The sequence below is a fragment of the Ramlibacter tataouinensis genome (assembly GCF_001580455.1).
Lineage (GTDB): Bacteria > Pseudomonadota > Gammaproteobacteria > Burkholderiales > Burkholderiaceae_C > Ramlibacter > Ramlibacter tataouinensis_B.
Map to the genome: position 1 here is coordinate 4,611,421 of NZ_CP010951.1, position 13,485 is coordinate 4,624,905.

Here is a 13,485-nt window from a genome sequence, read left to right on the forward strand (position 1 = left end):
GAAAACAGGCGCTCCGTCACTGGCAGTGGACACTGTGAGTCTGTAGGATGACGCTGACAACATCAAAGAGGCCGCGAGGCCCGGCGCTTGCAGCGGGCGCAACACCACAACAAGCGACCGCTGCCGCACCCGCCGGTGCCTTTCCCTGCATTTTTGTTCAAGCCGTTCACGCGCATTGCGGCCAGCGCGTGCCAACGCGCTTGCGCCACAACCCAAGAGGCACATGTCGGAACTTCAGGTATCCCCCCAGACCCCCGCCCAGACGACGGCGTCCGATGAAGACAGCTCCAGCAGCCTGTGGCTGAGCTTGAAGAAGGGCCTGACCCGGCTGCAGGATTGGTTTACCGTCCAGCCGGCGGCGGTGAAGGTGCTGGTCATTGCAGCCGCGGTGCTCATCCCGGCCAGCGCCGTCTACTCGGTGTCGCTGATGCAGAAGCAGGCGGCGCTTGCCCAGGAAGTCAAGAACATGGGCCCCGCCGATCCCTCGTTTGCCATCGACCCGAAGCTGCCGGTGGTGTTCGGCACTGGCTCGCTGCTGGGCTTCCTCGAAACGCATCCGGCTGAGCGGATCACGGTCGTCTACAAGCCGTTGATGTGGAACCTGTCCGAACGCATCGTGCTGATCGAGTCGGGCGGCAAGCAGTACGCCTACTACCCGAGCGACATGGAGACCAAGATCTTCGCCGACAAGGCCGTTCAGGCGTCCTGGGGCGGCAAGCTCGCCTTCGTGCCGCGCGCCGACCTCGACCCGGCCAGCCTCAGCGTGCTGGAGCGGCTGGACGAGCGCTTCGGCGGCGCCCGCCCGCAGTCCGAGAAGGACGGCTGGAAGGCCGGCGTGAGCGGCCTGCTGTCGGCGACGCTGACGCTGGGCCTCATCGGCTTCCTGGCCTTCCAGCTCAAGGGCCAGTTCAAGTCGATGAAGTTCCTGGAGCCCTCGCAGGTGCACGGCAGCCTGGATGAGCTGGTGGGCATGGACGACATCAAGGCCGAGGTCGCGCAGATCAAGGACCAGTACGAGCGGCGCGCCGAGTACGCCGAATATGGCGTCAGCAAGCCCTTCAACGTGATGTTCAGCGGCCCGGCGGGCACCGGCAAGACCAAGCTCGCGAGCTACCTCGCGAAGGAACTGAACCTCCCGATCCTGTTCCACTCCGCGGCCAACCTGGAGACGGGCTACGTCGCCGGCGGCTCCAACACCCTGAGCCGCATCGTCAACATGGCCAAGCGCCGCAAGCGCTGCATCGTGTTCCTGGACGAGGCGCAGGATCTGTTCATGAAGCGCGGCGGCCACCGCAAGTTCGACGACGACACGCAGAACACGCTGCTGGCGGTCCTCGACGGCGTGCGCGCGAAGAGCGACGCCGAGATCATCTGGATCGTCGCGAGCAACTTCAACAGCGAGCAGATGCAGATGGACGAAGCCATGCTGCGGCGCTTCCAGATGAAGGTGGACTTCCGCCTGCCGAACCGGCAGGAGCGGCTGGCGATCGTCGAGCACTACCTGTCGCAGCGCGCCGGCAAGGTGCTGCCCGACCTCGACCTCGCGCATCTGGTCGAGGTGACCGAGGGCCGCAGTCCGGCGGACCTCGAAACCATCGTGAACCAGGCAGGCATCACGGCGGTGCAAGCCGGTGTCATGATCGGCAGCGACACGCTGATGCAGGCGGCCGAGCGCGTGCTGGTGGGCAACGTCAACGCGCACACCACCAAGGAGCGGGAACGTGACCGCCGCATCATCGCGATCCACGAGTGGGGCCACTTCCTGGTGGACTTCGAGTCCGAGCGCAAGGCCGCGGAGGGTGACTGGGACCGGATCCAGGCCGCCATGAAGACGATCAAGATCTCGCTGAAGGCCAATCCGCGAAACAACGCGCTGGGCTTCGTGTTCCACAAGCAGGGCGCGAACCTGCTCAAGACCAAGGCCGACATCGAGCACGACGTGCGTGTGCTGCTGGGCGGCATGGCCAACGAGGAGCTGTTCTTCGGCGAGGAAGGCACGACCAACGGAGCGCACAACGACATCTCGCGCGTCACGCGCCTGCTGCACCACGCGGTGGCCGAGATGGGCATGTACCGCAAGACGCGCCTGAATTTCGGCGCGTTGCACGACAGCCCGGGCAAGGACCTGGACGAAGAGACGCGCGCCATCATGGAGATGCAAAGCGAGCGCCTGTATGGTGAGACCAAGGCGTCGCTGGCGCGGCTCAAGCCACTGACCGAACACCTGGCAGGCAAGCTCATGGAGCGCGGTGAAATGAGCCTGCGGGAAGCGCTGTACGAGATCCGCAGCTTCGAGGCGGCCTGCCACGAGTTCTCCAGCCGCGCAGGCCTGGCGGCGGCCAGCGACCTGGCGTAAGTCGCTTGGCGTAGGCGACCCGGCTACGCGGGTCACCGAAGCAGACTACAAGGATCGCCCCGCCTGTCGGACGGTCCGCACGCTTCTTTTCCTGCCTGCCCTGCCATGGCCCCGGCTTACGCTGGGGCCATGTTTCCTTGGAGCGCAGCGATGTTCGACGACAGCGCCACGGAAGGTGACGATCTGCTGATCATCAACCTGGACTACGAGTGGGAGCGGCGCAACTGGATGCGGTGGCTGCATTGCAGCGAGAGCGAGTTGCGCCTGGCGGTCGAGACGATGGGGCCTGACGCCGACAATGTGCGCAGGTTCCTGCGGCAGGCCGCCTGACCGCAGCTTATTTCTTGGCCGGCGGCGCCTTGCCGTTGGGAGCGGCCGCGCCCGGTGCGACGGGTCCGCCGGCGCCGGGCGTGATCCCCAGGCGCTTGGCGACGGTCTGCTCGAGCGCGCGCAGCTTCGGCTCCATCGAGGGGCGCGTGTCGGCCACCAGCTTCTCGGCCAGCACCTTCTGCATGTCGGGTGACAAGCCCTGGAACTTCACGAAGGCCGGGGATTCGAGGATCGTGGCGACCTGCCGCAGTTCGTCCTCGGTCATGCGCTCTTCCAGCAGGGTGCCCAGGGTCGTGGGGGCGAGGGCCACGGCGCGCTTCTGCACCACCGGAACCGACTCGTCCACGAACTTCTGGACATCGCCCTGGATCTCCTTGGCGATCGCTTCCTGCTTCTCCCGGGGCACGCGCTGCTGCAGTTCGATGCCTGCGTTGCCCATGAGCTCGGCGGCCGGCTGCTGCACCAGCGCGCGGGCCATGGCCTCGATGCTGGGTTGCTGCACCTTCAGGATGCGCGCGACGGCTTCCTTCTTGGCGGGAGAGGAAGGCGAGGAGGGCGGGCTTGCCTGCTGGGCGTGAGCGGCAAATGCCGCGGCAAGGGAAAGGGTGATGAGGGATTTCTTGATCATCTTGGGCATCTTAAAGCGGGCCGCCTGGGGCCCCGGCCGGCTTTAGCGCCGGGCGCTGTTGTGGTTCATTCCACGGCCGCCGTGCATGCTCCCGCCGCCGTGCCGGTGTCCGCCGCTTCCCGAGAACCCTGGGTGATTGCCACTGTGCCTGTGGTGCCCATGGCCCCAGTAGGAGCGGTAACCGTAGTACGGGTAGGCGTAGTACCCGCGGTAGTAGCGACCGTAATACGGCGCGTAGTACGGATAGGCGTAGTAAGGATAGTAGTAGGGAGCGGAGTAGCTGTAGGGATAGTAGTAGCCGTAGGGGTAGTAGTTGTACCCGGAGTAGGCGCTCGAGTAGTACGGGCTGGTGGTATAGCCGCCGTACTGGCTGTCGTAGTAGTACGGGTAGCCATAGGCGACGCAACCCGTCATGCCAGCCGCAGCCAGGAGTGCGATCAGCAGCCGCTTCATGGGACACCTCCTTGCACGGGCGCCGCACCCGCACATAGCCGATTGGACGGCCGTCAGGTGTCGGCGATGTGTGTAACAGGCGTCGGGCCGTTACGACTGTGAAGCGGAAGGGCGGCATCCCGCCCCGGGCTCAACCGCCCTTGTGCGAGCGCTTGCCGGGGTTCTTCTTGCTTCGGGTGGCGACGCCGCGCTCAAGGCTGACTTTCTGGCCGCCGCCGTTGCGCTTGACGGTGTAGCCCTCCACCGGCTTGCCCGACACGGTGCGCTTGCGGTCAGCTTCGGTCACGATCTTGTTGCCCATTGATATTCCTCGGATGAATGAAGTTACGGAAAGGGCAACATTGTCCTTCATTACGGACATTGCACCGCGCCGGCCTGGATGGAGCACACGCCGCCCTGCGGGCCGATCAGTACCGGTCCCATAAAGTTCAGTCGGCGGCCCTCGCTGTCCCAACAGCCGCCCGGATCACAAGTGGTGATCGCCACCGGGCGCGGTATGCGCACGGGCGGCGGTGCCGTGGCAGCGGCGGGCGGCGCGGCCGGCTTGCCTGGGCCAGGGTCGATCGAAGGCGAGGGCACGGCGATCGGCACAGGCGGCGCGCCCGCACGCTCGGCATGGCCCGACTGCGGCCCCAGGCAGGTTTCCAGGGCACGCTTGCGCTTGGCCGCGAGGCTGTCCCTGGCCCCGGCGTTCCCTGCGGCCGCGTCCTGGATGTTGCGTTCCAGCGCGAGCTGGGCCGCCCCGCACTCCGGCGACTTGAGCGGATCGCTCGTGTCCGGCGCCACGGCTGCAGCTGCCGTTGCGGCGCCCGCGAGCAGCGTGATGGCGAACAGCAAAGGCTGCCGCGCCGGCCGGCGGCGGCCTCTCGCGCCCATGTCCGACGTGCTGACGGCCGGCGCTTCACTAGCCTTGTTCATTCCGAGGCATTTCGTCATGGCCATCCACAAACGCACCAGCTTGAGCCGCGCCAAGCGCGGCGATGCGCCAACCTCGTCGATTCCTGCGCGCAGCGACATCGGCGAGAACACCGCAAGCGAACTGATCGAGGCGCCGCGCACGAAGCGGAAGGACCCGCTCGATCCCCATGACTTTCCCGATGGCGGCGGCAGCGGCGGGGCCGAAGCATTCAGCCGCGCCCGCCTCAAATCGTCCCGCGGCCGTTGAGTCAGGACTCGTCCGGCGCCTTGCCGGCGCCGGGCTTGTCGCCAGGGCGCCGCTCCCGCTGCTCACGCGCGGCGCCACCCTTGGGGCGCTGCGAATCCGGTGTGCCGTCGCCGCTTCCGCACGGCGTGCCATCGGCGCCGGCCGGCGGCGTAAGACGGTCGCTCGAGCGGCTGCTGTCTTCGGGGTCCTCGCCGATGAAGTCGGCGTTGGCCGCTTCGGTAGGGAATCGGGTCGGCATGGGCGTGGTCCTGTGGTGAAAGGAGTGGCTGGCAGTACCTCGTGGAATTCCAAGCCACTATGCGCTGCGCGGCCGTCGGCCCCCTGTAGGACGTCACCTCATGGTGGGCGCGAGCACGACGGCAGCAGGCGCCATGCGCGATGATCGCTCCGTGAAGATCGCCACCTTCAACGTCAACGGCATCAAGAGCCGCCTGGCGAACCTGCTCCAGTGGCTCGAGCGCGAGCAGCCGGACGTCGCTTGCCTGCAGGAACTCAAGGCCGACAGCTTTCCCGAGGCGGACCTGCGCGAAGCCGGCTACCACGGTGTGTGGCGCGGACAGCGCTCCTGGAACGGCGTGGCGATCCTCTCGCGCGGCGACCCGCCGCAGGAGGTCCGGCGCGAGTTGCCGGGCGACCCGGGGGACGACCACAGTCGCTACGTCGAGGCCGCGGTGGGCGGGGTGCTGGTGGCATGCCTGTACCTGCCCAATGGCAACCCCCAGCCCGGACCCAAGTTCGACTACAAACTGGCCTGGTTCCAGCGCTTCATCGAGCACGCGGCCACCCTCCACGCGTGCGGGCATCCGGTGGTGCTGGCCGGCGACTACAACGTGGTGCCGACCGACTTCGACATCTACAACCCGCGCTCCTGGCTCAAGGATGCCTTGCTGCAGCCACAAAGCCGCGATGCCTACCGGCGCCTGCTGCAACAAGGATGGACCGATGCCTTGCGCCACCAGCACCCCGATGAAGCCATCTTTACGTTCTGGGACTATTTCCGTCAGCACTGGGAGCGCAATGCCGGGCTTCGGATCGACCACCTGTTGTTGAACCGCGAGCTCGCGCCCTGCCTGGTGGCGTCGGGCGTGGACAGCTGGGTGCGGGGCGAGCCGCACGCGAGCGACCACGCCCCGGCCTGGGTGCAACTCGACCTCGGCAAGCTCGCGAAGAAGAAGGCGCCCGCGCGGCGTGCGAAGGCCACATCATGAGCTACCAACTGCACTACTGGCCCACCATCCAGGGACGCGGCGAGTTCATTCGCCTGGCGCTGGAGGCCGCGGGCGCGCCCTATGTGGACGTGGCGCGCGGCACGGGTGCGGGGCAGGGGACGCGCGCGATGATGCGCTACTTCAATGACCAGGACCTGGCACGTCCACCATTCGCCTGCCCGTTCCTGGTCGACGGCAAGCGCGTGATCGCCCAGACGGCGGCGATCCTCATGTACCTCGGGCCCCGCCTGGGCCTGGTGGGCGCGAGCGAGATCGACCGGCTATGGGCGCACCAGATCCAGCTGACGATCGCGGACTTCATCACTGAGGCGCACGACGTGCACCATCCCCTGGGCGTCGGCCTGTACTACGAGGACCAGAAGCCCGAGTCCCTCCGGCGTGCGGCCGAATTCCGTGCCGAGCGGCTGCCGAAGTTCATGGCGTGGTTCGAAGCCATCGTGGAGCGCAACCCGCGCAACGCCGGAAGCGAGTTTCCGCACCTGATCGGCGGCCGGCTGAGCTACGTCGACCTGTCCCTGTTCCAGGTGGTCGCCGGCCTGCAGTACGCCTTTCCCAAGGCGAGCCGCAAGGCATTCCGCAAGACGCCGCAGGTGCTGGCCGTGCACGCGGGCGTTCAAGCACACAAGCGCGTGGCAGCCTACCTGGCCAGCGAGCGGCGCATCGCGTTCAACGTGGAAGGGATCTTCCGGCACTACCCGGAGCTGGATGGGTAATTCGTTCCCCCCTCTCCATCGCGTTTCCATCACTTGTGGGAGACGTCATGCGCCAGCATCTCGCCATCGGATCAAAATTGGCCCCATGAAACGCTGGCTGGCTGCCACCATCCTGGCCTTGCCGCTTCTCGCGCTTGCCGGCCAGTTCCAGGGAGTTCAGCTATCGGAAGACGGCACGAGCCTGCGCATCGCGACATCCGATGGGCAGCAATTCGAGGCGCCCAAGTACTCGGATCAGGTCGGGTTCGCAAAGCCTCGCATCTCCGCCGATGGAAGCCGCGTTGGCTGGCTCGCTCTCTATCCGAACTGCTGCACGAGCTACCCGATCCCGCTGGCGCTTGTCGTACTCGATCAGTCGCGACGGCTGCAGTCTTTCGACGGCATCGGGATTTCCGTCTTTGCCTGGTGTTTCGTGCCGGACTCGTCCTCGGTCGCGTACGGGCAAGGCGTCCTGCATGGCAGCGATGCCCGCCACTTCGAGTGGCGCAATATCTCCGATGGCCGGCTTCTGGGCGCCTACGGGTCTGCGCGCGGCGATGCCCGGGACATCCAGGCCCGCAAGGGCGTTCCGTCCTGGGTGCGTTGCGTGCCAGAATGAGCCGATCCATCCACCACTGCGACGCGCTTCGGAGGACTGATGGCAAACGATCCGATGTACCACGATGGGATGCGGCAGCTCCAGGATGTCCGCGAAACGCGGGCCATCGCCGATCGCCTGGAGCAGGTGACCGTTCGCTCGGCCTTTGCCGATGAGGACCGCGCGTTCATCCACCGTTGCTCCATGTTTTTCATTGCAACGGCTGATGCCAGCGCTCATCCGGATTGCTCGTACAAGGGCGGTTTGCCCGGGTTCGTGCGCGTCCTGGATGATCGCACGCTGGCGATTCCCGACTACGACGGCAATGGCATGTACCGGACCTGGGGCAACGTGCTCCTCAATCCGCACGTGGGGCTGCTGTTCCTGGACTTCGAGCGCCCGAAACGCCTGCGGGTGAACGGCACGGCTCAGGTCAGGGAAGACGACCCCTTGCGCACCGAGTTTCCGGGGTCCGTATTCGTTGTTCGTGTCACGGCAACGCAGATCTTTCCGAACTGCCCCCGGTACATACACAAGATGCAATTGGTCGAACACTCCGTGTATGCGCCTCGGCCCGAGTACACGCCGCCGGTCCCGGCGTGGAAGACCTTCGACGAGTTCCGCGATTCGCTTCCGGCGCGCGACCGGACCGGGGACAAGTAGCTCTCGATCCTGCCGCGCCATCCGCAGCCCGGGCAGCTCTTCCAGTGGCTTGCGGCGCCGCGCCTTGGCTGTCGCCGCCGGCATGCGCATGAATAGAATGCAGTCCATGCCGCTCTGGACCTGGCTAGTCCCCGTGCTGTCGATCGGGTTGCTCGTGGCAGCGACGTTCGCAGGCGTGGGCATCCTGCTTGGCAGCCTTTGCGGCGCCGCGCTGATCGCCGCGGTGATCGCCGCGGTCCACCATGCCGAAGTCGTGGCGCATCGCGTGGGCGAGCCTCTTGGCACCCTGATCCTGGCCCTGGCCGTCACCGCCATCGAGACCGCGCTCATTCTTTCGATGATGATCGCCGGAGGCGAGGAGATGGCCACGCTGCCGCGCGACGCGATCTACTCCGCCGTGATGATCATCTGCACCGGCGTCGTCGGCATCTGCCTGTTGCTGGGTGGCCTTGCGCATCGCGAGCAGACCTTTCGGGTCGAAGGGGCCGGCGCCGGGCTGGCCGCACTGATCGTCATGGCGGCGCTCACCCTGGTGCTGCCGGTGTTCACGACCAGCACGACGGCCGGCACCTACAGCACCGCGCAACTGGGCTTCGTGGCCGTGGCTTCGGCCACGCTCTGGGCGATCTTCGTCTTCATCCAGACCATCAGCCACCGGGACTATTTCATCCCCGAGAACGATGCGTCCGACCCGGACGCGCATGCCGAGCCGCCGACGAACCGGCAAGCCTGGGCCAGCTTCGGGTTGCTGTTCCTGTCGCTGGTGGCGGTCGTGGGCCTGGCCAAGATGCTTTCGCCGGCGATCGAGGGCGCGGTCGAGAAGGCGAACGCACCCCGGATCGTCGTCGGGATCGTGATCGCCGCCCTGGTGCTGCTGCCGGAGGCGTGGGCCGCGACGCGAGCCGCCCGTGCGAACCGGCTCCAGGGCAGCATGAACCTGGCGATCGGCTCCGCGCTGGCCTGCATCGGCCTGACCGTGCCCATCGTCGTGCTGGCGGCCATTGTCCTGAAATTGCCGCTGGTGCTGGGCCTCGAGCCCAAGGACATGGGCCTGCTCATACTGACCTTCCTGGTGAGCGCCGTCACCCTCGGCACAGGACGAACCTACATGATGCAGGGCGCGATCCACCTGGTGATGTTCGCCACCTTCCTGTTCCTGGCGCTCGTGCCTTGAAGTCGCGATGGCGCCTGGGGCTTAGCCGCGCCGCTGCTCCAGTTCCCGGATCCGCTCGCGCGCCTCGTCGCCTTCCGGGATCGGCCGGCCGCTGTCGCGCCACTGCACCGCCGCCTTGAAACCCTCGGCTTGCGCGTAGCGCCGGAACCAGAGACCTTCCGGGTTGTGCCGGGTGATGCCGTCGAAAAGGGTCGCGATCTGCTGGCTCTGTTCGATGCCCATGGCGAGCAGCACCTGGTTGACGACCATCTTGTGCATGGCCAGATGGCTGCGCGGCACACCGGCGATGCGGCTGGCCAGGGCCATGGTGGCGCCGTCCAGGGCTTCGGCCGACACGGCCTCGTTCGCGAGGCCCCATTGCGCCGCGGTGCGGCCGTCGATCGTGTCACCGGTGAACATCAGCTGCTTGGCGCGCGTGGGGCCGAGCCGGTAGGTCCACATCGCCGTGGTGGGGCAGCCCCACACGCGCGTGGGCATGTAGCCGATGCGCGCATCCTCGGCCATCACCAGGAGGTCGCAGCACAGGGCGATGTCGCTGCCGCCCGCCACGGCGTGTCCGTGCACCTTCGCGATCGTCGGCTTGGGGCTGCGCCACAGGCTCATGAAATCCTCGGTGTTGCGCTTCATGAACGCGTAATCGTCCATGGGATCCCAGGGATGCCGCTCCTGCTGGCACGGATGATCGAGCTGGCCCTGGCCGAACTGCGTCAGGTCGTAGCCGCCGCAAAAGCCCTTGCCGGCGCCCTCGACGACGATCACATGGACGGCCGGCTCGGCGTTGGCCCAGTCCACCGCTTCGCGGATCTCCCGCGGCATGGCGTCGTTGATCGCATTCAGCCGTTCGGGGCGGTTGAGCAGCAGGCGCGCGACGCGGGGATTGCTCTCATCCTGGCTGATGCGCAGGGTGCTGAAGTCGGGCATGGCGAAGCTCCTTGGCGGTGACGGAACAAGCCTACACCGCCGCGCTGCTGAACCCTGCATCCCCTGAGATGCGGCCGTTTCTGATTCTGGGAAGTCCACCGGAGCAGCGATGAGCGCGGACACCCGATGAGTGAAGCTGAGCCAGAGCAGGGCGGGTAATTCCTGTCCCCGGCATGCCGTCGCCATGCCAAAACTCCATGTTCTATCGGCCCAACAAGGAGAACCGCCATGATCCAACGACAAACCCTGTTGTATGCAGCGATGGCCGCAGGCGTGATTGCCTTAGGCACGGCAGGGTGCGCAAGCCAAACTGGTGGCGCGAGCTCGTCCAGCTCCGGCGGCGGCTACGGCCCAGCGGCCGCTGCCCCCAGCGGCGGCGGCGCTGCAGCCAGCACTACTGCACCCGCTTCGATGGTGGTCTACACGGCCACGCTGACGCCCAATGAGGAAGTGCCGCCCGCTGCCAACAGCAAGGGACAGGGCACGGCGGAAGTGCGTGTTGACACGAAGACCAATGAAGTGAGCTGGACGGTCTCGTACAGCGGCCTCACCGGTCCGGCGACCATGGGCCATATCCACGGTCCCGCGGCGGCGGGCAGCAACGCGGGTGTGGTGGTGCCGTTCGCAGGTGTCGCCGGCGCGCAGAGCGCGCAGGGCAAGGGAACGATCACGCAGGCGCAGTACGGCGACCTGGCCGCAGGCCTCTATTACGTGAATATTCACACGGCGCAGTACCCCGGCGGCGAACTTCGCGGCCAACTGCGCAAGAAGTAGGACCCGGCCGCCCTGGGGCGGATACCCCTGCAAACGCCTCGACAGGGGGCGAAACGTAAAATGGAGGGTTGGTCACAGCTCTCGCATGAACGCCCCCATCGACGTCTCCTTTTTCGCGCGCGCCGCGAAGCCCATCACCAGCTACCGCAAGTACTGGGCGAGCCGCTTCGGCACGTCCCGGTTCCTGCCGATGAGCCGCGCCGAGATGGACGCGCTGGGCTGGGACAGCTGCGACATCATCATCGTCACCGGGGACGCCTACGTCGATCATCCGAGCTTCGGCATGGCGGTGATCGGCCGGGTGCTGGAGGCGCAGGGCTTTCGCGTCGGCATGATCGCCCAGCCCGACTGGCAGAGCGCGGAGCCCTTCAAGGCCCTGGGCCGGCCGAACCTGTTCTTCGGCGTCACGGCCGGGAACATGGATTCGATGATCAACCGCTACACGGCCGACCGCAAGATCCGCAGCGACGACGCCTACACGCCGGGCGACGTGGCCGGCCGGCGCCCAGACCATGCGGCCATCGTGTACAGCCAGCGCTGCCGCGAGGCCTACAAGGACACGCCCATCGTGCTCGGCGGCATCGAAGGCAGCCTCCGGCGCATCGCGCACTACGACTACTGGTCGGACAAGGTGCGCCGCTCCGTCCTGGTGGACGCCAAGTGCGACCTGCTGCTCTATGGCAACGCCGAGCGCGCCATCGTCGAGATCGCGCACCGCCTGGCCGCCCGCGAGCCAGTGCAGGAGATCACCGATGTGCGCGGCACCGCCTTCGTGCGCCGCGCCACGCCGGAAGGCTGGTTCGAGATCGACTCCACCGAAGTGGACCAGCCGGGACGCGTGGAGGACCACGTCAATCCCTACATGACGATCTCGGACCAGGCGAAGGCGCAGGGAGAGACGTGCAAGAAGGAACTTTCTTCGCTCCCTCCCCTTCCGGGGGAGGGCGGGGGTGGGGGCGCTGGCTCCGTGCAGCCATTGAACTTCGTCCCCAACCCCAGCCTCACGAAGCGCCCCCACCCCAACCCTCCCCCGGAGGGGGAGGGGGCAAGGAAAAAGCCGCCGCCGCGTGATCGCACAGTGATTCGACTGCCCGCGTACGAGCAGGTCAAGTCCGATGCGGTGCTGTATGCCCATGCCAACCGCGTGCTGCACCTGGAGACCAATCCGGGCAATGCCCGGGCGCTGGTGCAGGCGCATGGCGACCGGGACGTCTGGTTGAACGCGCCGCCGATACCGCTCACCACCGCGGAGATGGACTTTGTATTCGGCCTGCCGTACGCGCGAAGCCCGCATCCGGCCTATGCCGATGAAAAGGGCAGCCACGACGGCGCCACCAAGATCCCGGCCTGGGAAATGATCCGCTTCTCGGTGAACATCATGCGCGGCTGCTTCGGCGGCTGCACCTTCTGCTCGATCACCGAGCACGAAGGGCGCATCATCCAGAGTCGCAGCGAGGACTCGGTGATCCACGAGATCGAGGAGATCCGCGACAAGGTGGCGGGCTTCACCGGCGTGATTTCCGACCTCGGCGGGCCGACCGCCAACATGTACCGCATCGGCTGCAAGACGCCGGAGATCGAGGCCGCCTGCCGCAAGCCCAGCTGCGTGTACCCCGGGATCTGCCAGAACCTGAACACCGACCATTCGGCGCTGGTGCGGATCTACCAGCGCGCGCGCAAGCTGCGCGGCATCAAGAAGATCCTGATCGGGTCGGGCGTGCGCTACGACCTGGCGGTGCAGTCGCCCGAGTACGTCAAGGAACTGGTGCAGCACCACGTCGGCGGCTACCTGAAGATCGCCCCCGAGCACACCGAGCAGGGGCCGCTGACCAAAATGATGAAGCCCGGCATCGGCGCCTATGACAAGTTCAAGGCGATGTTCGAGAAGTACAGCACCGAAGCCGGCAAGAAGCAGTTCCTGATCCCGTACTTCATTGCCGCGCATCCGGGCACCAGTGACGAGGACATGATGAACCTCGCGCTCTGGCTTAAGCGCAACGGCTTCCGCGCCGACCAGGTGCAGACCTTCTATCCCAGCCCGATGGCGACCGCCACGGCGATGTACCACTCCGGCCGCAACACGCTGCGCAAGGTGCACCGCAAGGCGGCGCTGGAAGACAGCGTGGACGTGGTGCGCGGCGAGCGCCGCCGGCGCCTGCACAAGGCCTTCCTGCGCTACCACGACCCGAACAACTGGCCGGTGCTGCGCGAAGCCCTCAAGGCCATGGGCCGGGCCGACCTGATCGGCAGCGCCAAGCACCAGCTGGTGCCCGCCTACCAGCCCCTGACCGACGGCGGCTACAGCAGCGCGCGGCGCAAGAACTCGACCCCGGCCAAGGGGCTGGTCCTGACGCAGCACACCGGCCTGCCGCCGCGCGTCACCGGCGGCGCCAAGCCTTCGGCGAAGATCGCCCAAAAGAAGCGCACCTGACGCTGCGCAGCTCGCCGCAAGGGTGCGCCGTCGAGATAATCGACGCATGAACCCCAGCAGCTTGCCCGTCC

Annotated in this window: 16 protein-coding genes; 10 read left to right on the forward strand and 6 right to left on the reverse strand. The window is 66.8% G+C overall.

Annotated features, from left to right (window positions below; all coding sequences use genetic code 11):
• Nucleotides 1-223: 223 nt before the first annotated feature.
• Both UC35_RS21460 and UC35_RS21465 read left to right on the forward strand, forming a co-directional pair.
• Nucleotides 224-2,356, forward strand: a complete 2,133-nt coding sequence (locus UC35_RS21460) for an AAA family ATPase (protein WP_061503338.1) — start codon at nucleotides 224-226, stop codon at nucleotides 2,354-2,356.
• 150 nt (nucleotides 2,357-2,506) lie between these two features.
• Nucleotides 2,507-2,686, forward strand: a complete 180-nt coding sequence (locus tag UC35_RS21465) for a DUF3606 domain-containing protein (protein ID WP_061503340.1) — start codon at nucleotides 2,507-2,509, stop codon at nucleotides 2,684-2,686.
• A 7-nt stretch (nucleotides 2,687-2,693) separates the two neighbouring features.
• On the opposite strand, the gene UC35_RS21470 is transcribed toward UC35_RS21465, so the two are convergent.
• The 4 genes from UC35_RS21470 to UC35_RS21480 form a co-directional block, all read right to left on the reverse strand.
• The gene (locus UC35_RS21470) at nucleotides 2,694-3,314 is read right to left on the reverse strand and encodes a hypothetical protein (RefSeq protein WP_082793609.1); all 621 of its coding nucleotides are present in this window, start codon (nucleotides 3,312-3,314) and stop codon (nucleotides 2,694-2,696) included.
• Between the two features lie 42 nt (nucleotides 3,315-3,356).
• On the reverse strand, nucleotides 3,357-3,728 hold the full coding sequence (locus tag UC35_RS21475) for a hypothetical protein (RefSeq protein ID WP_227820400.1): 372 nt from the start codon (nucleotides 3,726-3,728) through the stop codon (nucleotides 3,357-3,359).
• A gap of 169 nt (nucleotides 3,729-3,897) precedes the next feature.
• Nucleotides 3,898-4,068 carry a hypothetical protein gene (locus tag UC35_RS24100; RefSeq protein ID WP_173861272.1) on the reverse strand — a complete coding sequence of 57 codons (171 nt, stop codon included), beginning with the start codon at nucleotides 4,066-4,068 and terminating at the stop codon, nucleotides 3,898-3,900.
• 50 nt (nucleotides 4,069-4,118) lie between these two features.
• Entirely contained in the window at nucleotides 4,119-4,604 is a 486-nt protein-coding gene (locus UC35_RS21480; protein WP_145979570.1) for a hypothetical protein, read from the reverse strand.
• 37 nt (nucleotides 4,605-4,641) lie between these two features.
• Here UC35_RS21480 and UC35_RS21485 point away from each other — a divergent pair, with 37 nt between their 5' ends.
• On the forward strand, nucleotides 4,642-4,932 hold the full coding sequence (locus UC35_RS21485; RefSeq protein WP_145979571.1) for a hypothetical protein: 291 nt from the start codon (nucleotides 4,642-4,644) through the stop codon (nucleotides 4,930-4,932).
• A 1-nt stretch (nucleotide 4,933) separates the two neighbouring features.
• On the opposite strand, the gene UC35_RS21490 is transcribed toward UC35_RS21485, so the two are convergent.
• Entirely contained in the window at nucleotides 4,934-5,170 is a 237-nt protein-coding gene (locus UC35_RS21490) for a hypothetical protein (RefSeq protein ID WP_061503348.1), read from the reverse strand.
• A 133-nt stretch (nucleotides 5,171-5,303) separates the two neighbouring features.
• Between UC35_RS21490 and UC35_RS21495 the strand changes: the two genes are divergently transcribed.
• The 5 genes from UC35_RS21495 to UC35_RS21515 all read left to right on the forward strand — a co-directional run bounded on the left by UC35_RS21495 (nucleotide 5,304) and on the right by UC35_RS21515 (nucleotide 9,288).
• Nucleotides 5,304-6,140: an exodeoxyribonuclease III gene (locus UC35_RS21495; RefSeq protein ID WP_061503350.1), complete on the forward strand. Its 837-nt coding sequence runs from the start codon at nucleotides 5,304-5,306 to the stop codon at nucleotides 6,138-6,140.
• Nucleotides 6,137-6,874 (forward strand): glutathione S-transferase, encoded by a 738-nt coding sequence (locus UC35_RS21500; protein WP_061503352.1) that lies wholly within the window; start codon nucleotides 6,137-6,139, stop codon nucleotides 6,872-6,874. Before UC35_RS21495 ends, UC35_RS21500 begins: the two co-directional genes overlap by 4 nt.
• A gap of 85 nt (nucleotides 6,875-6,959) precedes the next feature.
• Nucleotides 6,960-7,472 (forward strand): hypothetical protein, encoded by a 513-nt coding sequence (locus tag UC35_RS21505; RefSeq protein ID WP_061503354.1) that lies wholly within the window; start codon nucleotides 6,960-6,962, stop codon nucleotides 7,470-7,472.
• A gap of 39 nt (nucleotides 7,473-7,511) precedes the next feature.
• On the forward strand, nucleotides 7,512-8,114 hold the full coding sequence (locus tag UC35_RS21510; protein WP_061503355.1) for a pyridoxamine 5'-phosphate oxidase family protein: 603 nt from the start codon (nucleotides 7,512-7,514) through the stop codon (nucleotides 8,112-8,114).
• A gap of 106 nt (nucleotides 8,115-8,220) precedes the next feature.
• The gene (locus tag UC35_RS21515; RefSeq protein ID WP_082793427.1) at nucleotides 8,221-9,288 is read left to right on the forward strand and encodes a calcium:proton antiporter; all 1,068 of its coding nucleotides are present in this window, start codon (nucleotides 8,221-8,223) and stop codon (nucleotides 9,286-9,288) included.
• 21 nt (nucleotides 9,289-9,309) lie between these two features.
• Here the strand turns inward: UC35_RS21515 and UC35_RS21520 are convergent, their stop codons facing one another.
• A complete protein-coding gene (locus tag UC35_RS21520; RefSeq protein ID WP_061503356.1) occupies nucleotides 9,310-10,209 on the reverse strand; it encodes a crotonase/enoyl-CoA hydratase family protein in 900 nt (299 codons plus the stop codon).
• 228 nt (nucleotides 10,210-10,437) lie between these two features.
• Between UC35_RS21520 and UC35_RS21525 the strand changes: the two genes are divergently transcribed.
• Together UC35_RS21525 and UC35_RS21530 are read left to right on the forward strand one after the other, a co-directional pair.
• Nucleotides 10,438-10,983, forward strand: coding sequence for a CHRD domain-containing protein (locus UC35_RS21525; RefSeq protein ID WP_145979572.1), 546 nt, complete (start codon nucleotides 10,438-10,440; stop codon nucleotides 10,981-10,983).
• A gap of 85 nt (nucleotides 10,984-11,068) precedes the next feature.
• The gene (locus UC35_RS21530; protein WP_061503357.1) at nucleotides 11,069-13,414 is read left to right on the forward strand and encodes a YgiQ family radical SAM protein; all 2,346 of its coding nucleotides are present in this window, start codon (nucleotides 11,069-11,071) and stop codon (nucleotides 13,412-13,414) included.
• The last annotated feature ends 71 nt before the right edge of the window (nucleotides 13,415-13,485 follow it).

Coding starts and splice junctions, on each gene's coding strand:
- UC35_RS21505 (WP_061503354.1), top strand. CDS start 6,960: ATGAAACGCTGGCTGGCTGCCACCATCCTGGCCTTGCCGCTTCTCGCG.
- UC35_RS21530 (WP_061503357.1), top strand. CDS start 11,069: ATGAACGCCCCCATCGACGTCTCCTTTTTCGCGCGCGCCGCGAAGCCC.
- UC35_RS21465 (WP_061503340.1), top strand. CDS start 2,507: ATGTTCGACGACAGCGCCACGGAAGGTGACGATCTGCTGATCATCAAC.
- UC35_RS24100 (WP_173861272.1), bottom strand. CDS start 4,068: ATGGGCAACAAGATCGTGACCGAAGCTGACCGCAAGCGCACCGTGTCG.
- UC35_RS21490 (WP_061503348.1), bottom strand. CDS start 5,170: ATGCCGACCCGATTCCCTACCGAAGCGGCCAACGCCGACTTCATCGGC.
- UC35_RS21525 (WP_145979572.1), top strand. CDS start 10,438: ATGATCCAACGACAAACCCTGTTGTATGCAGCGATGGCCGCAGGCGTG.
- UC35_RS21460 (WP_061503338.1), top strand. CDS start 224: ATGTCGGAACTTCAGGTATCCCCCCAGACCCCCGCCCAGACGACGGCG.
- UC35_RS21500 (WP_061503352.1), top strand. CDS start 6,137: ATGAGCTACCAACTGCACTACTGGCCCACCATCCAGGGACGCGGCGAG.
- UC35_RS21510 (WP_061503355.1), top strand. CDS start 7,512: ATGGCAAACGATCCGATGTACCACGATGGGATGCGGCAGCTCCAGGAT.
- UC35_RS21515 (WP_082793427.1), top strand. CDS start 8,221: ATGCCGCTCTGGACCTGGCTAGTCCCCGTGCTGTCGATCGGGTTGCTC.
- UC35_RS21495 (WP_061503350.1), top strand. CDS start 5,304: ATGCGCGATGATCGCTCCGTGAAGATCGCCACCTTCAACGTCAACGGC.
- UC35_RS21485 (WP_145979571.1), top strand. CDS start 4,642: ATGTCCGACGTGCTGACGGCCGGCGCTTCACTAGCCTTGTTCATTCCG.
- UC35_RS21470 (WP_082793609.1), bottom strand. CDS start 3,314: ATGATCAAGAAATCCCTCATCACCCTTTCCCTTGCCGCGGCATTTGCC.
- UC35_RS21475 (WP_227820400.1), bottom strand. CDS start 3,728: ATGACGGGTTGCGTCGCCTATGGCTACCCGTACTACTACGACAGCCAG.
- UC35_RS21520 (WP_061503356.1), bottom strand. CDS start 10,209: ATGCCCGACTTCAGCACCCTGCGCATCAGCCAGGATGAGAGCAATCCC.